Annotated in this window: 14 protein-coding genes; 6 read left to right on the plus strand and 8 right to left on the minus strand. The window is 43.1% G+C overall.

All coding sequences use genetic code 11. The annotated features are described in order from the left end of the window. Positions 1 to 87: 87 nt before the first annotated feature. Positions 88 to 804, minus strand: coding sequence for a ribonuclease PH (gene rph / locus OCU28_RS10970; RefSeq protein WP_261816210.1), 717 nt, complete (start codon positions 802 to 804; stop codon positions 88 to 90). A 146-nt stretch (positions 805 to 950) separates the two neighbouring features. Here rph and OCU28_RS10975 point away from each other — a divergent pair, with 146 nt between their 5' ends. Continuing rightward, entirely contained in the window at positions 951 to 1,817 is an 867-nt protein-coding gene (locus tag OCU28_RS10975; protein ID WP_261816211.1) for a YicC/YloC family endoribonuclease, read from the plus strand. Positions 1,818 to 1,974: 157 nt separating this feature from the next. Here OCU28_RS10975 and OCU28_RS10980 read toward each other — a convergent pair whose 3' ends face one another. Next, positions 1,975 to 2,721, minus strand: coding sequence for an Eco47II family restriction endonuclease (locus OCU28_RS10980; RefSeq protein WP_261816212.1), 747 nt, complete (start codon positions 2,719 to 2,721; stop codon positions 1,975 to 1,977). Positions 2,722 to 3,102: 381 nt separating this feature from the next. On the opposite strand from OCU28_RS10980, the gene OCU28_RS10985 reads away from it, so the two are divergent. Next, complete coding sequence (locus tag OCU28_RS10985) at positions 3,103 to 4,359, plus strand: DNA cytosine methyltransferase (protein WP_261816213.1); 1,257 nt, start codon at positions 3,103 to 3,105, stop codon at positions 4,357 to 4,359. 259 nt (positions 4,360 to 4,618) lie between these two features. Here OCU28_RS10985 and OCU28_RS10990 read toward each other — a convergent pair whose 3' ends face one another. From OCU28_RS10990 to OCU28_RS11010, 5 genes are all read right to left on the minus strand, one after another. Further along, complete coding sequence (locus OCU28_RS10990) at positions 4,619 to 4,909, minus strand: hypothetical protein (RefSeq protein WP_261816214.1); 291 nt, start codon at positions 4,907 to 4,909, stop codon at positions 4,619 to 4,621. A gap of 63 nt (positions 4,910 to 4,972) precedes the next feature. Then, positions 4,973 to 5,248, minus strand: coding sequence for a winged helix-turn-helix domain-containing protein (locus OCU28_RS10995; protein ID WP_261816215.1), 276 nt, complete (start codon positions 5,246 to 5,248; stop codon positions 4,973 to 4,975). A gap of 419 nt (positions 5,249 to 5,667) precedes the next feature. Next, positions 5,668 to 6,666, minus strand: a complete 999-nt coding sequence (locus tag OCU28_RS11000) for a YecA family protein (protein WP_261816216.1) — start codon at positions 6,664 to 6,666, stop codon at positions 5,668 to 5,670. 69 nt (positions 6,667 to 6,735) lie between these two features. Then, a complete protein-coding gene (locus OCU28_RS11005; protein ID WP_261816217.1) occupies positions 6,736 to 6,942 on the minus strand; it encodes a hypothetical protein in 207 nt (68 codons plus the stop codon). Between the two features lie 1,088 nt (positions 6,943 to 8,030). Then, positions 8,031 to 14,330 (minus strand): RHS repeat-associated core domain-containing protein, encoded by a 6,300-nt coding sequence (locus OCU28_RS11010; protein ID WP_261816218.1) that lies wholly within the window; start codon positions 14,328 to 14,330, stop codon positions 8,031 to 8,033. Between the two features lie 277 nt (positions 14,331 to 14,607). On the opposite strand from OCU28_RS11010, the gene gmk reads away from it, so the two are divergent. The 4 genes from gmk (at position 14,608) to trmH (ending at position 18,432) form a co-directional block, all read left to right on the plus strand. Then, positions 14,608 to 15,231, plus strand: a complete 624-nt coding sequence (gmk, locus tag OCU28_RS11015) for a guanylate kinase (RefSeq protein WP_261816219.1) — start codon at positions 14,608 to 14,610, stop codon at positions 15,229 to 15,231. A gap of 61 nt (positions 15,232 to 15,292) precedes the next feature. After that, positions 15,293 to 15,565, plus strand: coding sequence for a DNA-directed RNA polymerase subunit omega (gene rpoZ, locus OCU28_RS11020; RefSeq protein WP_261816220.1), 273 nt, complete (start codon positions 15,293 to 15,295; stop codon positions 15,563 to 15,565). Between the two features lie 34 nt (positions 15,566 to 15,599). Next, positions 15,600 to 17,720: a bifunctional GTP diphosphokinase/guanosine-3',5'-bis pyrophosphate 3'-pyrophosphohydrolase gene (gene spoT, locus OCU28_RS11025; RefSeq protein ID WP_261816221.1), complete on the plus strand. Its 2,121-nt coding sequence runs from the start codon at positions 15,600 to 15,602 to the stop codon at positions 17,718 to 17,720. A 25-nt stretch (positions 17,721 to 17,745) separates the two neighbouring features. Next, positions 17,746 to 18,432 carry a tRNA (guanosine(18)-2'-O)-methyltransferase TrmH gene (gene trmH, locus OCU28_RS11030; RefSeq protein ID WP_261816222.1) on the plus strand — a complete coding sequence of 229 codons (687 nt, stop codon included), beginning with the start codon at positions 17,746 to 17,748 and terminating at the stop codon, positions 18,430 to 18,432. A gap of 4 nt (positions 18,433 to 18,436) precedes the next feature. Here the strand turns inward: trmH and radC are convergent, their stop codons facing one another. Then, complete coding sequence (radC, locus tag OCU28_RS11035) at positions 18,437 to 19,111, minus strand: RadC family protein (RefSeq protein ID WP_261816223.1); 675 nt, start codon at positions 19,109 to 19,111, stop codon at positions 18,437 to 18,439. Positions 19,112 to 19,256 lie beyond the last annotated feature (145 nt).

The raw sequence follows: 19,256 nt of genomic DNA on the forward strand, positions 1-19,256 counted from the left end.
GGTCTAAACTTAGACATATCATAACTGTTGCTCCAAAGATTGGAGACAAAAAAATAGCCCCTGAAACAGGAGCTATTAAAATCAAAATTAGTCGACTAGAGCCGCTTTTTGCAATTCAACAATATCGGCAATGCCCTTATTCGCTAGAGCCAACAACTGAAGAAGTTCATCATGAGAGAATGGTTCGCCCTCAGCGGTACCTTGCACCTCAATCATTTTGCCTTCTTCGGTCATTACTACATTCATATCAGTATCTGCAGCTGAATCTTCTGTGTACTCAAGGTCACAACGTGCTTCGCCTTCTACGATACCAACCGAAACTGCAGCCACATGCCCTTTCATTGGATTTGCTTTTAGCTTACCGGCATCTACAAGCTTCTGGAATGCATCTGCCATTGCAACGCTAGCACCAGAGATAGAAGCGGTACGAGTGCCGCCATCTGCTTGGATAACATCACAATCGACTGTCACCATGATTTCACCCATAGCTTCTAGGTCAACCACTGCGCGCAAGCTACGTGCGATAAGGCGTTGGATTTCCATAGTACGTCCACCCTGCTTGCCACTGGCAGCTTCACGGCGGTTACGGGTATGAGTTGCACGCGGCAGCATACCGTATTCAGCTGTCACCCAGCCTTTGCCTTTACCTTTTAGCCAGCGAGGCACATTCTCTTCTACAGAGGCGTTACACAATACCTTTGTGTTACCAAACTCAACCAATACAGAACCTTCTGCATAAGCGGTATAGTTGCGAGTCATTTTGATAGGACGAACCTGATCCAGTGCGCGGTCGTTTGGACGCATGTAAAGTCACCTTAGAAATAGGGAAGGAATTGGTGCGTGATTATATAGCATCATGAAACAGGATGCGACCTTAGGGAGACGCTACGAGTTGTGCTAACATTGCACACAATAGTACGACACACAAAAGTGAAGAGTAAGGTAATTCAATGATCTACAGCATGACCGCTTATGCGCGCAAAGAAGTTAAAGGCGATTGGGGCAACGCAGTTTGGGAAATCCGTTCAGTAAACCAACGCTATCTAGAAACCTATTTCCGTATGCCAGAGCAATTTCGCGCTCTAGAGCCTATTCTACGTGAGCGTTTCCGTAAGCGCTTTGCTCGCGGTAAGGTTGAATGCCACCTACGCTTTGAAGCGAACCCAAACTCAAAGGGTGAGCTCACCATCAATGAAGACCTTGCTAAGCAGGTTATCAATGCCGCAAACCGTATTATGGAACTGACTGGAGAAACCAGCCGCGTTAATCCATTCCAAGTAATGCAATGGCAAGGTGTGATGGAAGCACCAGAGCAAGATATGGACAGCATCAATAAAGACCTGCTGGTCGGTTTTGAAGAGGCTATCTCTGACTTTATCGATGCACGTGCTAGCGAAGGCGAAAACATGAAAGCTTTGATTGTTCAGCGACTAAATACCATCACCGAAGAAGTAGTGAAGGTTCGTGCACGTATGCCTGAAATCCTACAATGGCAACGTGATCGCCTGATCAACAAGTTTGCTGACGCATCTATAGAGCTTGAGTCTTCACGTGTTGAACAAGAGCTTATTCTACTAGCACAAAAATCAGATGTAGCAGAAGAGCTAGACCGCCTTGACTCTCACGTTAAGGAAACCAACAACATCCTGAAAAAAGGTGGCGCAGTAGGCCGTCGCTTAGACTTCATGATGCAAGAATTCAACCGCGAGTCTAACACCCTAGCCTCTAAATCAATCAGCACCGACATCACCGCATCAGGCGTTGAGCTGAAGGTACTAATTGAGCAAATGCGCGAGCAGATCCAGAATATTGAGTAATATTCAGTTACCTATTAAAGTCGGGCTCATGGATGCCGGGCTATAGGGAAACTGGCAGTTAAAGTAGAAGCGCTCGCTAGTGCCATATCGATGGTGAGTGCTTATACTTAAAATAACGAATTACCGCTGAAGTTCTTGCCTATACGGCCAGACAGTACTAATCAAAATTAAGTTCGTCAAAACCTTCATATTGCTGAAATGGGAGAAGATAGATACTTTTAAGTACATCGTCCGAAATTTCTTCTAGCTCACTTAAGACCGTGTTCTCTATCTTCCCAAGATTGGCCTCAGCAATTACATCGTCAATAACTTTGGGCAGTATCTGACACAGTTTTTTAAAAGCATGAGCATCACCCGTGGCAATTTCATAGAACTTATCCATTGAAGCTCTTCGGATGTTCTTGTGGCTGATCTTTTCACTATCTAGACTAATAGTCCAAGGAATATCTTGGCTATTCTTAGCAATAACCTCGACTAAATAGCACGTAGCCTTATCATCCCTAACGATTTTATTTTGCATCTTCATATACGTTTTCTGAGAGGACGCAGAATTCATTGTATTATGTTTATTCTTCATCTCCACATAGATATTAAGCTCTGAGTTAATCGCATCGAACCCTTGTTCGGGTACTTCCCAACCATCGATAAAGTTAAAAATATTTTGGTGAAAATAGCCAATGTGATTTGTATTCGACTTGTCAATCTGGCGGATAGATTCTGATTCAATGATCTCTGGTACCGTCTTGCCATAAACTTTTGAATCAAATGTTAGCTTTATAGGATCAAGTAAGTTTTTATTAAATTGCGAAAGGTTAATTTTGAATCGGTACTTTTGAACTGTATCTTTCACATGTTCAAATAGCTGCTCATCTCGAATAAACCCTAGTCCATACGTATCTGACATTGATGCTTACCTTTATGTAAATCAGTTAGCTATGCTATCGCAATATAGAGAAACAAAAAGGCATATAGATCAACCTTAATGCCTTAAGCAAGCCATTACCTAGCCCCTGAATCCCATACGTGTGAAGCTATAACGTTTCTAGTGTATGGGAAAAAAGGCATACACCAAAGTGTGTTGGTGCTGACAAGTATCTATTAGTTGGTCATCAAAGTCTCTTAGCTCTTGCCCATGCACTATTAAACTCCAGATCAAACCTCTACTAATAGAGGTAAACAACAAACTACTTAATAGTGGTTGTAATTTTTTGAAAAAACTCTGGACCATGCTTAACTTAGTGTGTATTATCTCGAACATGCAGCAACATAACTTGGAAGCGTCATAATGTTTGATGTCCAGACTGAGCAAAATAATATGTACTACAGCTTAGAAATTCTTGCCGACATTCTCTCCCAGTCCAAAGCAACAATAAGGGCAAGAATCAAACGAGGGGAGTTAACACCATGCCCTGCTACTGGCAAGATTCCGATTGAGCAAGTGGAGAATTATCCTGAAATCCAAGAGATGCTCCGAAGCCCTTGGGATGAGGAGCACGCAATCACCCCCAAACGCCCCTATAGTTTAGTCGAACTCTTCGCGGGTGGTGGTGGCCTTGCGATTGGTATGGAACAAGCAGGCCTTAAAAGCATCTTACTAAACGAACTGGACAAGAATGCCTGTAATACTCTACGTTATAACCGCCCTGACTGGAACGTGATTGAAGGCGACATTAGTCAGGTAGACTTTACTCAAATAGAGCAAGACGTTGATATACTGACAGGCGGGTTTCCATGCCAAGCTTTCTCTTACGCAGGTAAAAGTCTCGGTTTTGAAGATACTCGCGGTACCTTATTTTTTGAGATGGCACGAGCTATCAAAGAGACACAACCAAAGGTGTTTTTGGCTGAAAATGTCAAAGCTTTATTTACCCATGATGAAGGTAGAACACTAGAAACTATTAAAAGAGTGATTAACGAACTCGGCTACGAACTAGTTGAGCCACGAGTATTGAAATCAATCTTCTACAAGGTACCACAGAAACGTGAACGTCTTATCTTGGTGGGCATCCGCAAGGATTTGACTTCAAGTGTGAAATTTTATTGGCCATCTCCTTATAAACGAATAATGACGTTACGCGATGCTTTTTATTCTGGTGAGCTGTACGCCACTGAAGTACCAGAATCTGAAGGCCAAACATATCCTAAACGTAAGAGAGAGATTATGGCCGAAGTACCACAGGGTGGCTACTGGCGTGACCTTTCTGATGAATTGCAACGAGAGTACATGGGTGGCAGTTACTTTTTAGGTGGCGGAAAAACCGGAATGGCGCGACGCCTATCTCTTGATGAGCCAAGCCTGACGTTAACCACATCACCAGCTCAAAAACAAACTGAACGTTGTCATCCTATTGAGACGCGTCCCCTGCAAGTACGAGAGTATGCTCGCATTCAAACCTTTCCAGACGACTGGGAATTTAAAGGGACAAAAAACGCAGCTTATAAACAAATTGGTAATGCTGTCCCTGTGAATATGGCTCGCGCTCTTGGACACTCATTAGTTCGTTTACTTAATGATATAGACGTATTAAATAGAAGCAGATAAATACAGGTAGACGATCGGGTGCATCCGGGTAAGTTGATTCACCCCTCATTCAGCTTTTTAATGGATTTGAACCTCATCTTCTATACTGTTTTTTAGATCGGAGCAGTCAGATGTTGCTTGTGTCAGTTGATAAAATCTGTCTAGTGAATACTGTGACTGCCATAAAAGCAGAGTTGGCGAAATGACATTTATCCGGTGTAATCTGACAGGTACCAACTCAAAATGGGTAACTGTCAGGTCAGACACTGAATTAGTAAGGCTAGTAAACTATGCCTAAACATCTTTCAGCACAAGAGTGACAATGCGAATCAGAGTGCATCATACCGATAACAAAATGCGCTTTACATTGGGTACAAAAACCAAAATATTTTGGATTACTCAAAAGGTATTGAATCTCAGCGTCTAGTTCCATTAATTCAATACTAGAGTCTAAAGATTTAGCAGTAACCCAAGTTTCTGATGGCTCATGAGGGGCTGGCCAATCAATTTGGCATACCTGTAAAACTAGCTTATTGGTTTCACAATTAATTCGAATGAAATCTTGATGCATTAAAGCCACCTTTGCTTAACTGCAAACTTGAATTGCTAAAAATGTTAGTAAGTAGGAAAATAATCAATACCCTAATACATTACGAAGTTCTTCTCGATTTTCTGTCACCCATAGCTTGTTAAAGGGACCCCATGATTCAATTTGATAGTGGCCGTTTTTAAGGGAGCCTGTAAATATACATACAATATCAACTTCAGCAAGCGCAACGATTGTATCCTGCGCAGTCCTTCTTGGTATATTAATTTCTCCCTGAATTTTAGGGATAGTATTAATTCCATTGTCTATTAGATACGCTACGAACAGACGACGATATAGTGAAGATTTTGTTTTGCTAATCATGAGCTTATCCTGAAAGAGCGCAAAGCCCTCGAAAAGGCTTTGCATGACTAATCATCCGGACCAACGGTTGAAAGTCAATACGATAGTAACATAGCTTAATTTGCAATAAGTGACTAAAGTCTATTTTGCATCATAATTTTACCAATCTAGGTTTCAACCTCTTCTTCAACCAATTAATACTAATCTTGCCATCGAAAACTTTGCTGATGATATCGACAATAAATTGAGATTTAAAATCCATATAGAACATCCTTCGGATATCTAAAGCTCCATTTAATGCTTTAACAGTAAATTAAATTAGTCCCGATAAAATCCCTTGGAAGTTAACTTAATGACAAAGTCGCTTGGCGATCAAACTCTTTACCAAAACAAAGTACCTAGCGATTAGGCAAAAAACTAATACAGATCGCTTACTAACGCTAAACATCGAATTGGAAAACGAGCTTCATCAATGGCTGTATTTCTACTTTATCTGGCATACGCAGCTCATGAACATACCGCAGTGGCGCAACCGTCACAAAACCCCAAAATGCCAAGAAGCGTTTAATAAATCGCGATTCAATCATGATGCCTAATAGCTGACTCGGAGACGAATACTTATCTTCAGGGCAACTCAGTAATAGATCTGGGAATGCGATAATCACCTCGTCAATAAACTGCTCAGTGTTACCATGCTTTTGCATTCTCCACAGCATAAACAACCAGAAGGGCCTCAGATCAACATCATGATCCCACCCATCTAGATAACCCCAATTGTACTGAGTGGTTGCCGATTCAAGCATGGGAATAAAGAACGCTTGAATGCCGTGTGTTCGGTACTGCTTTTGGGCTGCTTTTTTCACATGGTAACGGCCACTGCGGCGATAGATGATCCCAGCAATCTCTGCCAGTATTCGGCTGTAATGTAATGCATTAAACTTATCTTCGTTACTGCCTGCGTACTCGCTGATGCTGATATCTCGTTCAAATTGAGACACTGCAAACTCCGGCAATAATTCACTAGCCTGTTTAACGATTTTTGTCGGCAAATTACCTTTACTGGTAGCTTTAAATGAGCCATCACTCTGCATCGCTTCATCTAAAATCAACTCTAAATAACGCATCACAGGACAGGCGTTAAGATCGTCCGGTGTACTAATCTTAACCCCGTCTAACTCTTTAAAAGGTGCACATATCCAATTACTAATTTGTGTTGGGGAAAGGCCATGAAAATCAGGGTGAGGCCGTTCATTGGCAGCTTTCATCCTTTGCTGTGCGATGATATTAAGCTCTTCAATCGATAAGTTAGGGTTCATTGCGGCAACCTGCTTAATATCATCTAGCATGGATACGTGCTGCTTAGAGATACTGTTCATACAGCAATGCTTGTACTTTTTACCACTGCTACAAGGACAAAGTTCATTTCGACCTGGTTTCATGTTTTATCTACTCGCCTTATTTATCTTAATGCTACGTCACCTAAAAACGTCACCTCAAACAAAGAACGCCTATAGGATCTTAAGATGGTTGAGCGTTAGAGAGCGCTTTCCACTTAAGGTCAATTGGTACTGTTCGATAATAACCCTTAGCATGATGATACCAAGCTCAAGCTTAGCGATAGCTTGATTAAACTCAAACTTCTTCTTCTTGCGCAATCCATAGAATAAAAAATATAAGCCCACAATTACATATGCAGAATATTGAATTAGAAACATTATGTAATTTGCTCCCCAGGCAGGGTACCTATACCGATTAGGTGTATGTCCCAAACTCAGAAGGTCTAATATAGTACTAGAGCACCCCAGAATAAATAATAAAATACATGCCCTAGCGACCATTAACCATGTTGATTCTAGATAGATTACTGTCAGTTTCATTCACCTTTCACCTTTCACCTTAACTATGCAATAAATTAGGTTGTTTTCTATAAACCACAACAGTGAATAGCCTAGTTATCCACGCTAACGTCAATTATTGTAACTATTATATCTATCACTAAAAGTAATCATGGTTGGTATTAGACCAAAAGGCTCTGGATTTATAGTGACAAACATTAAAGACCACTTATTGTTCATATCAAGATAGGCTTGTAATCTTAAAAAGGTCGCTCCTTTCTCATAGTTGACGGCAAGAAACACAATAGAAACACGAGGTGTTATTTTTTCAGTCGCCATAGTCTCATAAGATATGGGCTTTCTATATAGATTTTCATAACGAATCAAAGCATTAGCAATGGTGAAGAATCTCCACTATAAGGAGCCCAGAGTTCTGCTGTTTTTTCTGGAGAATTTACAAAATGATATTTAATACTGGCATTGACTAAATCATCGATAGAGTCGTACGCAAAGCTAATAAATGGGGTTAAAACAAACAATAGAGTAACGCTGAGTTTTAGTAGCATGATCTTCTTCTCATAAAAGTTCGCTCGAAAGCTTATCTAAAAGATAAAAGCACACAGCCTGCAAAGGGAACACGCCCCAACAAACCCACTCACAACCAATAATCACCACTCACACTGAACCTGCTATCAACAGATTGTCATTGTGATATATCTATCACTCTCTCAGCTTACTTCCCTTAAAGGCAAGGTATAGTGCAAATAGACAAAGTGATATGTCTTTACCTACATTAGCTAAGAAGTTGAATGTATTATCAGAAAATGTTGAAACATTTCCATATTTATCCTCCGTTACCCCACTCTCGAGGACAGGGTAGATATCCAACCCTATATTCGTCGCCAAACATAACATTAAGAATCTAAATATATTTAAATATTTTTTGGGTAAATACACCTTAAATAGATTCATTTATTCTTACCATCCTCAATTTCATCAAATAGGCCCGTTATTTCTCTAGAGAGATATTCAAAAGTACCATCGACCATATTAGAGTCTTCAGGTAAAATCTTACTGCCCTTGCCTATCATTTCAATAGTTTTTAATGTTTTCCTAGCTGTTACATTGGCAAGAATCTCTTGTGAAATGGCCTTTTTAGGATCATCATCTATAGCCGCTGCTACATAACCACTTACAGCAGATAAAGCCCCGGCTACCACAGCCACGTGCACTTGCCCGCTAAATAAAGCGCCAGTAGAAAGAATATTCATTGCATCTGAGAAACCCTCTATATCACCTTGAGTAAAGCCCGTACCCTTTGCTCTTAGAGTCGCCTTATAAGCATCGACACCATTGTGAGTTACTGTGCCATTTGTATACACCTCGACTAGAGCACCACCTGACATGTATGAGTTAGCAGGTTCTATTCTGTAATATTCTGGCATACACAATCCAAACGGATCCACCCACGACAATGGATTACCACTTACATAACCATAGGACATTTGTTGGCTTGGATCACGGAGTAATTGATTGGTATTTAGGCCGGTATATCTCATGAGTTCATGTTGGATCTCTTGCGGGAGATAGGTGTTTTTGAAGTTCCACTGGTCCGGTTGTACAAAGCGGCTGATGTGCGGGTTGTACCAGCGAGAATCCAGATTGACCAAACCAGTGTTGCCATCTGTGTATCTGCCTGTGTACTGATACGGCATCAACTGGGCGAGTTGTTTGTTTGCATTCACGCCCGCATTTATCTTCCAAAATGTTTGGTCGTTATGTCTACGATATACCTGACCAAATGGGCTGTAGCCTAAACGCATTGCAGAAGTACCCTGTGCATCTAGAACCTGTATTGCACTGCCGAGCCTGTCGTGATGGATGAACAAGTTTGAGATATCTGCGCCTTTGGTGCCCGTTGCCTTTACTAAAGCGGAATTAACATCTGACAGCGTTTGATGAAGCACTTCAGCATAGGGAAGTCCCGGTATTGGTAGCGCAGTTAGGGAGCGAAAGTTCGCAAAGCCATTAGCTGTTTGTTGCCACTGACCAATCTCTTGGCGTCCATCATAGTGACTGACCAAGGCAGTAACCTCGCCATCAGAGCTGTGCTCGGTTACAACTCGGCGCGAACGTGAATCATAGGCATAATTTGTTGCTGAGCCATTTGGGTTAACGACTGAGGTTAAACGACCTAGTGCATCATGCTGGTAGTGTTGAGTTTCATTTCCGTCATCAACACTGGCAAGGTTGCCGTTAGCATCATATTGATAATTATAGGTATGTTGGCTAGAACCCTGCTCATCATCGTCACAATTGGAGTCAGAGCAACTAAACCCTGGCAGACGGTGTCCGTACATCTGGGTAAGTTGATTCGCCTGATTATAACGGTACGAGAAAGTATGCGATTTAGTCTGCTTTTCAATGAGATTACCTGCGGCATCCCAGCGATAATCAATATCATCATTACTTGGATAATCTGCTGACAGTAAGCGGTTGACTTGGTCGTATTCAAAGTAGGCCCATTGCTCTTTTGCACCTAACTCGGTTTGGCGGTTATAGGCAGTTACATTTCCAGTAGCATCATACTGATAACTCAATACTTCTATTGCTTGCCAACTGCCGCTCCAGCGCTTTCCTTTATACTGTTCTTGTTCAATGGTGATACCAACGATTCGCTCAAGCTCATCGTATTCGAGGCTTCTGCGGCTATGGTTAGGATAATCAATCTGGGTTATACGCCCATTGCTGTCATAGTTTACAGTAAAGTTGAACGTACCCTGCGCTCCCTCACGCTGCATGGCTATCACTTGTCCTTCTGCATCTCTGGTGTAGTAAACGCTGTCTCCTGAGGTCAACTGACTAGCAACACGATTACCCAAATTATCGTAGCCATAGTTAAATGTTTGTCCGAGGGTATCGTTGTTGACCTGAATAAGCTGACTGGCATTATCATATTGATATTGTTCGGAAAGGGCTGGGCTATGAATACCACTCAATCGTCCGAGTTCATCATAGCTAAGGGACTCACTTATCAGTTGCCCATTTTGCCAGTGTTGACGCTCTGTTAGGTTACCCCGCTTATCGTATTGATAGCTAATATTGGTCAATGATTGAGGCTGATTATTTTGAGTTAGCTGCCCTGCTTGGTCATACTCATAATGCCATTGTTGCCCAACTTCATTAGTAAATGAGCTGAGTCGAGACATAACATCGTATTCAAATGATTGGCTCTCACCTAGCGGGTTTACAACCTGAGTGAGCTTATCGGCCGTGTTGTACTGATAGCGAGTCTGCGCCCCATTTGCTTGCTCTACTGAGACAAGATTACCAAAGCCACTATATTGATATTGGGTTGTTCTACTGAGCTGATCTGTATAGCTATGGATCTGATCACGATAGTTGTATGTCCATTGCTGATATTCATTATGGGCATCGATTTGAGCTATTGGCCTATTAAGCGCATCATACTCAAATTGCGTAGTATTCCCTTGCGGGGTTGTCAGCGATATCCGATTACCAAAGGCATCAAACTGCTGCACTGTAGTTTGGTTTAACCGATTGGTCACCCTGAGTGCGCGGCCTGCACTATCAAGCTGATAGTTAACGCTGTTCCCTTGCGCATCATATGTCGCTATCACTCTGCCTAAGCTGTTTCTATGCTGAACAGTTACTCTAGCCAGGGGGTCTTTCACCGCGACAAGCCTGCTCATTTCATCATATTGATATTCGGTAATACCAGAGCCTGTGCTTTGCGGATCAATAACCCGCACCACTTGGTTGTCAGCATCGTAACCGTATTGCCAAGCAAACCCTTCACTATCGGTGTAGTTAACGGGGTTATCATTGCCATCATATTGCCACGATTCCACATAACCGAGGGGGTTATAGCTCGCCATGAGCCTCCCCGCTGAGTCGTACTGGTAACTGTAGCTACCGCCATCTGGCATAGTGACCGACTCTACCAACCCTAACGCATTGTATTGATAGCTATTAACGCTACCAAATGCGTAATGTGCCAGCTGCTCTGTGATAACTCGCCCCTCACCATCATAGGTATAGTAGCTAGTGCGAGAATCCCCCTCTGCTGAGTGTGTTGTTTCAGAAGTCATTTGCCCAGCAAGGCTATATTCACGAGTAATTCGCCCCCCATCTGGATTGACTATTCCTGAAACTAAGCCAATAGCATTTAGAGTAATTGACCACCCATGATCCATTGAGTCACTATAGGCTATTAACCTTCCTAAAAGGTCATAAGTCTTAGTGCTTGTGCGGAGATTATTGAGGAAAACTATCGACTGCTGAGTATCGGTTTCCGTCTGGGTAACGATTAATTTGGTCGGTTGTTGATCGTAGTGCCATTGCGTCTTTAACCCTGCCTTGTTTAGATGTGAGACCTTTCTGCCTATCGCATCATATTCAAAGCTTTCGATACCACCTTCGGAATCGACTATCTGAGATACTTGACCAAATACTGTATATTGATAGCGAAGCTCACCACTACCTGCATCCGATTGTGTGATTGGATTACCGCGCCAATCCAGCTGCAAGCGAATTCGCTCTTGGTTTGAGTTTGGTACAGAAACCGCGATGCTCTGCCCTAACGAATCCACCACATAATCGGTATAATTTTGATTGGCATCGACAACCTGAGTAATAAACCCTAGTTCATTTCTGAGGTACTGCTGTGTGTAATCCCCTCTTTCATCGTCAAACACCGCGCTTAATCGCCCAGCGTTGTCATAGCTGTATGTAGAGACATTGCCCAACGCATTAGTCATGCTTTGCAACTGCCCATCAGAATAATGCTGGGATAGCGTAATATTGCCTGAACTATCTAGTTCACTAAGCTGACGACCCGTCGCATCATAGCTAAATCGTTTACTTACCTGAGTACCCTCAATATAAGTGTGAATAAGGCGATTGCGAGCGTCGTATTGGTAGTGCCAGATCGCACCATTTGCTTGAATAGTTTTGGTTAGATTGTTTTCTGCATCATAGAAATATTGAGTCAGATATTGTCGGTTTTTCTCGTCGTGTGGCACTTTAACTTGCTTAGTAGAAACACGCCCACCAGCGGTATAAGTATAAAAAGACTCAACCCCTGAAAAGTCTTTTTGATAGGTCAATTGCCCGGTAACATCATAATTAAATACCGACTGGCGACCTAATGGGTCAGTAATACGAGTAGGCTGGTTAAGGCTGCGTCCATCGGTAGTAGAATACTCATAATAGGTTGTGCGCCATTCTTCATCCGCTAACGATCCTGCCCCTTGTGAAACCCTTGTTATTCGCCCTATAGCGTCATGCTCAAGCAGAGTTAGCGCCTCACCTCCTGATTGGGTGTTTGCATCAAATTGTTCAATGCGTGTTGGGTAGCCAAGCTCATCATATTCAAATAGGGTTTGACTCCCCACCGGGTCAGTACGCTTTACCAAAACACCATTTTGCCAGAACTCCTCAATCGTTGAGCCATCGGCTTGGGTTATAGTCTGCACCTTCCCTTGCAAGTCATATTCGATATGCGTGCTTTCACTCGCATTGTTGGTGGAGGTTACGATTCGCCCATCGCTATCTCGCTGTAGGCTTGTGGTTCGACCGCTAGCATCCGTGGTTGAAAGCAATCTATTGAATTGGTCATATTCATAGAGGGTTTGTTCTCCCAACTCATTGTATTCGGCGACTCGATTCCCTTGTTCATCGTAAAGGTAGTCAATTTCACTACCATCAGCCTCAAATACCTTAGATATGATGTTGTTATTGCTGTCATATTGGTAACGGGTGCGGGTTCCATTGCGATTAATGACGGTAGTCATACGATTTGGAAAGTCATATTCATAGTCAAATCGATTTCCGTCAGGGTCAATTTGAACGTCAACCACGCTTGTTCCGTCAAGTTCACGATAGGTATAAACAGAGCTATTGCCTTTGCCATCACTTTTACGCGTAATGGCTAATGGGTTGGTCTCATAGTTGTATTCATAACTCTGACGTTGGCCATCGAATTGAACCACCTCAATTAATTTCTGATTTTGGTAGCTGAAATGGGTTATACGCCCTACTTGATCAGTGATACCAACAAGGCGCCCATCGGAGTATTCGAGAGCTAAGTAACGCCCCAACTCATCAACTATAGCTATTGCTTGCTGTGCACTATCGCGTTCTATCTCTACCCAGCGGCCATCGTTACCTTCAATACGAACCAACAAACCATAGACATTAAAGTGGTAGCGAACCCCAACCGCAGTAGTGACGATTGCACCATTAGCGAGTGATACCTCAAGCTGGGCACTGTTTCCCTGCAAGGCGCTTGCTTTTAAAGAAGCCGAATCAAAGCTAAATAGCTGTCGACTACCTTGCGGCGTAATCCATTTAATCTTGCCGATGCCTATCTCATATTCTTTGGCAAAATTAGGGTCAGCACTGTAGCGGTTGCGCAGCTTATACTCATCTGAACGGTTATTAATCTCACGCAGGGATTCGAGTTGCTGTGTTGCGTTTTCAGATTGAGCAACGTAAGACGCCTGTAGCGCATTAAGCGTCTCGATTTGAGTTTCAATATACCCAGCAATATCTGGGCTATACCCTACGCGGTTAACAAATTGAGAACGCAGATTCGCAATTGCACTCTCAATTTGAGCGATAATCGCAACGTACTGTTGTGCAGCTAATTCATAAGCCTGTTGCTGCGGCTGATTATCAATAGCCGTACCCCACAGGATTCGAGAATCTATCGCGCTATGCCAGCCTACTCCTAGAGACCACGCCGAGCCCTGTGATAATCGATGCTGGCGAATTAGCGGAAATAGCACATGCTCAAAGTCAACCTCACGGGTGATTTTACATCCTGAGTAAAGCTCAACAGGGCAATCCGTTGCATCACCTGAATTACCATTCCCACTCGCCTGCGCTTCAGAAGCTTTGTTTGCACTATCAGCGGCGGCAGCTTGTGTATCAGCACTATCTGCGGCCAGCTTCGCATCCTCACCAGCTACAGCAGCGGCACCAATAGCTTGTGATGTCAGTCCATCTACCTCTGAGCGTATAGCGCTTGAATCTTGCTGCACTGCATCTGTATCTGTATCTTCGGAGTCCTTATTATTTTCATCAAGGTCAGTGGAGTCTGATGGAACCGATTCATTCTCTCCACCATCACAGGAAAGTGCTCCAGAGCATTCCCTATAGAGTGAAATTTCAGAGGCTAGCACCATATTTGTAGAGAAGGTAACCCCTACCATTAGGAAAAAATTTATCTTTATCAGTTTCATCAGCTGTCCGTAGCTTTCTAACAAATGAGATAAAAGTGTAATTTCCTGTTTTTTTACAAAGGGTTGATTTAAAGCGACCTAGATTCCAAATTTAAATGCAACAAACATACGGGTTACAGTACGCTGTTCACATTGAACAGTGGTTGAGAATACTTCAAAAATCGTGCTATTCTTCGCAACCATTTTTCTAGGGTTATCTTAAACTTAACTCTAGTGCTATCTTTACTAATGCCGATACTCGGCCGTTTCAAACCCTCACTTTTGGAGTTCCAACAAAATGGGAAAAGGTACCCTCTATATCGTTTCAGCACCCAGTGGTGCAGGCAAATCTAGCCTGATTTCAGCGATGCTTGAAAAAAATCCAGTTTACGCAATGAAGGTCTCTATCTCTCATACCACTCGCGCTCCGCGCCCGGGGGAAGAAGATGGTACACACTATCATTTTGTTGAGCGTAATCAGTTTGAATCCTTTATAGAGCAAGGCATATTCTTAGAACATGCTGAGGTATTCGGAAACTACTACGGTACATCGCGTGTTTGGATAGAACAGAACCTAGATCGCGGTATCGATGTGTTCCTTGATATTGACTGGCAAGGTGCACGTCAAATTCGTCAGCAAATGCCGCAAGCTAAAAGCGTATTTATTTTCCCACCATCAAATGGTGAACTGGAAAGACGCCTAAATGTGCGCGGTCAAGATAGTGACGAAGTTATCGCTAAGCGCATGAGCGAGGCAAAGTCTGAAATGTCACACTATGATGAATATGACTACGTTATAGTTAACGATGACTTTGATGCTGCTTTAATGGATTTCAGAGCCATTCTGCGCGCTGAGCGTTTAAAGAAAGACAAACAAACAGCAAAATACAGTGGAATGCTGACTGCATTACTAGCAGAATAAGAGATAACACTGTATAATTTCCCGTCATTTTTGAAGTTTAAATAAGTAATTTGGAGTCCTCATGGCACGCGTAACCGTACAAGATGCAGTTGAAAAAGTTGGTAACCGTTTCGACCTAGTTCTAATTTCTGCTCGCCGCGCACGTCAGATGCAAACTGGTGGCAAAGATTCTCTAGTGCCTGAAGAGAACGATAAGCCAACAGTAGTAGCGCTTCGTGAAATCGAAGAAGGTCTGATTACTAAAGAGATCTTGGATGCGAAAGAGCGTCAAGAACAGCAAGAACAAGAAGCAGCTGAACTAGCAGCAGTGAGCAGCATCGCTCACACACGTTAATCAGCACATTCTCACGTAACTTTTGGGTCTGAATTTGTATCTATTTGATAGCCTCAAAGACGTTGCCAAAGAATACCTCTCGGAGCCTCAACTAGAGGCTCTTCGTCGTTCTTATTTGGTAGCAAAAGATGCCCACGAAGGGCAGACACGCTCTAGTGGTGAACCGTATATCATCCACCCTGTAGCGGTTGCTCGAATCTTGGCTGAAATGCGCCTTGACCTTGAAACCCTACAAGCAGCCTTGTTGCACGATGTCATTGAAGACACCGAAGTCACCAAGGAAGAGCTCGAAAATGAGTTCGGTACTGCTGTGGCAGAACTTGTGGATGGGGTATCAAAACTCGATAAGCTCAAATTCCGCGATCGCAAAGAAGCGCAAGCTGAGAACTTCCGTAAGATGGTCCTTGCTATGGTGCAAGATATCCGTGTAATTCTTATCAAGCTCTCTGATCGCACCCATAATATGCGAACCCTTGGCGCTCTTCGTCCAGATAAGCGTCGTCGCATTGCTCGTGAAACCCTCGAGATTTATTCGCCACTTGCACACAGATTAGGTATCCATAACATTAAAACTGAGCTTGAAGAGCTTGGGTTTGAAGCGTTATATCCAAATCGCTATCGCGTCTTAAAAGAAGTGGTTAAAACGGCTCGTGGCAACCGTAAAGAGATGATTCAACGTATTCACTCTGAGATAGAAGGCCGTCTTGAAGAGGTCGGTATTCCATGTCGAGTATTGGGGCGTGAAAAAAATCTCTACTCCATCTACAACAAGATGAAAACCAAGGAACAGCGTTTCCATACCATTATGGATATCTACGCGTTCCGAGTGATTGTTGATAGTGTAGATACTTGCTACCGAGTACTCGGTCAGGCCCATAGCTTATTTAAGCCTCGCCCTAGCCGTATGAAAGATTATATTGCGGTACCTAAAGCGAATGGCTATCAGTCATTGCATACTTCTATGGTGGGGCCTCACGGTGTTCCTGTAGAGGTGCAAATCCGTACTGAAGATATGGACCAGATGGCAGATAAAGGTGTGGCAGCTCATTGGTCATATAAGAGTAACGGTCAACGCAGTGGCACAACCGCACAGGTTAAAGCGCAGCGTTGGATGCAAAGCTTACTTGAGCTTCAGCAAAGTGCCGGTAACTCATTCGAATTTATCGAAAACGTTAAATCGGATCTATTCCCTGATGAAATTTACGTCTTTACACCAAAAGGACGTATTGTCGAGCTTCCTGCCGGAGCTACTGCGGTCGATTTTGCCTATGCGGTGCATACCGATGTAGGCAATACCTGTGTCGGCACTCGAGTTGACCGCAATCCGTATCCACTGAGCAAGGCTCTGAAAAACGGTCAAACTATTGAAATCATTAGTGCTCCTGGAGCAAGGCCAAATGCAGCATGGCTAAACTATGTTGTTACTTCACGAGCTCGCACTAAGATACGCCAAGTTCTTAAGACCATGCGTAGAGAAGAATCGGTTGCTCTTGGACGCCGTTTATTGAATCACGCCCTTGGTCGTCACTCGATTGACACTATCTATCCTAAAAACATTAAGCATGTATTGGCTGAGCTTAAGCTCAATAGCATTGATGATATGTTGGCAGCGATTGGTCTTGGTGAGCTGATGAGTATTATCATTGCACGTCGTTTACTCGGCGATGTTGAAAAACTCACCGAAACCAGTTCAATCGAATCCAGTTCAGAGAAGAAACTCTCCATCAAGGGTGCCGATGGTATATTGCTAACCTACGCAAACTGCTGTCGCCCAATCCCAGGAGATAGCATCATAGCTCACGTTTCCCCTGGCCGTGGTCTCGTTATTCACCATGAAACTTGTCCAAATGTTCGCGGTTACCAAAAAGAACCGGATAAATATATGGCAGTAGCGTGGGAAGATACCCATGAGCAAGACTTTATATCTGAGCTTTGTATTGACCTTCAAAACAGCCAAGGCGCACTTGCTGGGTTAACAAATGTTATCTCGCGCACGGGTTCAAATATCCACGGTATTTCAACCGAAGAAAAAGATGGTCGCTTGTATACTGTTATCGTGGCGCTAACCACCAAAGACCGTATACATCTTGCAAGCATAATGAAAAAGATTAGAGTTATGCCGCAAGCTCTTCGAGTTCGACGTCGTCGTAGATAGTTATAATCAAAAGCAATAAGTAGTAATGAGCCCAGAGCGTTTTCAGAAAATTCAGCAAGTATTAAAAGCGCGTCAGACTGATCTGACGCTATGCTTGGAAGAAGTTCATAAACCAAATAACGTATCAGCGGTAATTCGAACCGCAGATGCTGCTGGGCTACACAAAATCCATGCCGTTTGGCCCAAACAAGCCATGCGTACCCTAACCCATACCTCCGCTGGAGCCAGAAATTGGGTAGAGGTTGAAACTCATAACTCCTCCCAGCAGGCATTTGCTGAATTAAAAGCCCAAGGCATGCAGATTCTGGTTACCAACCTGTCAGATAATGCCGTCGATTTCCGAGAAATTGATTACACCCTACCGACCGCAATTGTCCTTGGTGGTGAAAAACATGGCATTAGTGAACAAGCCTTACAAATGGCCGATCAGGATATTATTATCCCTATGGTTGGTATGGTGCAGTCACTGAATGTATCTGTGGCTAGTGCTCTAATTTTGTTTGAAGCTCAAAGGCAGCGTCAATTAAAAGGCATGTACGATAAACAGCAATCCTCTCTTGCACCGGAAGCGATACATAAGATTCTTTTTGAGCGAGGCCACCCCGTACTAGCTAAAGTCGCCAAAAGAAAAAAGTTACCTTACCCTCCGCTAGATGATGAAGGGCAAATTAACGCCCCCAAAGAGTGGTGGGCAGCGATGCAGAGAAAATAGGCGGTTATATCCACCCTCTTTCTGCAAATGATACTACCTCTCCATCTCCTACTACAAAATGATCCAAAACTCGAATATCCACCAGCGAAAGTGCGTCAATTAAACGGCGAGTAATATGGCGATCTGCTTGGCTTGGCTCCGCGATACCACTGGGGTGGTTATGCGCCAAAATTAATGCGCACGCATTGTGATGCAGGGCTCGCTTTACCACCTCTCTTGGGTAAACATTAGCGGCATCAATGGTTCCTTCAAATAAGACTTCATACTCAATCACCCGATGCTGGTTATCGAGAAATAAGACAAAAAAAGCCTCTCTAGCGCGATCTCTTAGCATACTCAGTAAAAACATCTTGGTATGCTGAGGGTTAGTTAATGCCTCTCCCCTCTCTAAAGTTTCAGCTAGGTATCTATGGGTCATCTCGATAAAAGCCTGCAATTGAACATACTTAGCTACGCCAAGCCCCTTATGCTGACAAAACGACTGCTCACTTGCCGATAACAAATGTCGTAAAGAACCAAACGCTTTTAGTAGATGATCCGACAAGGTTAATACATTCATCCCTGGGCACCCTGTTCTTAGGAAAATGGCTAACAGCTCAGCATCACTGAGGCTTTGCGCTCCCTTCAATAATAACTTCTCTCTGGGCAGAGAATCTTTCGGTAGCTCTTTTAGATTCATAATGTAGTTAGGTGATTTTGGGTCTACCAAGTATGGAAGCTAATACTATTGTTTTCTGAGACTTAGTTTTTACTTTGCACCCAGATCACACCTTGTCAAACTCAGCCTCAAACTCTAAATTATGCCTAATATATGGTATGGTTAA

Origin of the sequence: Vibrio gallicus, from assembly GCF_024346875.1 — a bacterium.
GTDB lineage: Bacteria > Pseudomonadota > Gammaproteobacteria > Enterobacterales > Vibrionaceae > Vibrio > Vibrio gallicus.

Coding starts and splice junctions, on each gene's coding strand:
- rph (WP_261816210.1), bottom strand. CDS start 804: ATGCGTCCAAACGACCGCGCACTGGATCAGGTTCGTCCTATCAAAATG.
- OCU28_RS10975 (WP_261816211.1), top strand. CDS start 951: ATGATCTACAGCATGACCGCTTATGCGCGCAAAGAAGTTAAAGGCGAT.
- OCU28_RS10980 (WP_261816212.1), bottom strand. CDS start 2,721: ATGTCAGATACGTATGGACTAGGGTTTATTCGAGATGAGCAGCTATTT.
- OCU28_RS10985 (WP_261816213.1), top strand. CDS start 3,103: ATGTTTGATGTCCAGACTGAGCAAAATAATATGTACTACAGCTTAGAA.
- OCU28_RS10990 (WP_261816214.1), bottom strand. CDS start 4,909: ATGCATCAAGATTTCATTCGAATTAATTGTGAAACCAATAAGCTAGTT.
- OCU28_RS10995 (WP_261816215.1), bottom strand. CDS start 5,248: ATGATTAGCAAAACAAAATCTTCACTATATCGTCGTCTGTTCGTAGCG.
- OCU28_RS11000 (WP_261816216.1), bottom strand. CDS start 6,666: ATGAAACCAGGTCGAAATGAACTTTGTCCTTGTAGCAGTGGTAAAAAG.
- OCU28_RS11005 (WP_261816217.1), bottom strand. CDS start 6,942: ATGTTTCTAATTCAATATTCTGCATATGTAATTGTGGGCTTATATTTT.
- OCU28_RS11010 (WP_261816218.1), bottom strand. CDS start 14,330: ATGAAACTGATAAAGATAAATTTTTTCCTAATGGTAGGGGTTACCTTC.
- gmk (WP_261816219.1), top strand. CDS start 14,608: ATGGGAAAAGGTACCCTCTATATCGTTTCAGCACCCAGTGGTGCAGGC.
- rpoZ (WP_261816220.1), top strand. CDS start 15,293: ATGGCACGCGTAACCGTACAAGATGCAGTTGAAAAAGTTGGTAACCGT.
- trmH (WP_261816222.1), top strand. CDS start 17,746: ATGAGCCCAGAGCGTTTTCAGAAAATTCAGCAAGTATTAAAAGCGCGT.
- radC (WP_261816223.1), bottom strand. CDS start 19,111: ATGAATCTAAAAGAGCTACCGAAAGATTCTCTGCCCAGAGAGAAGTTA.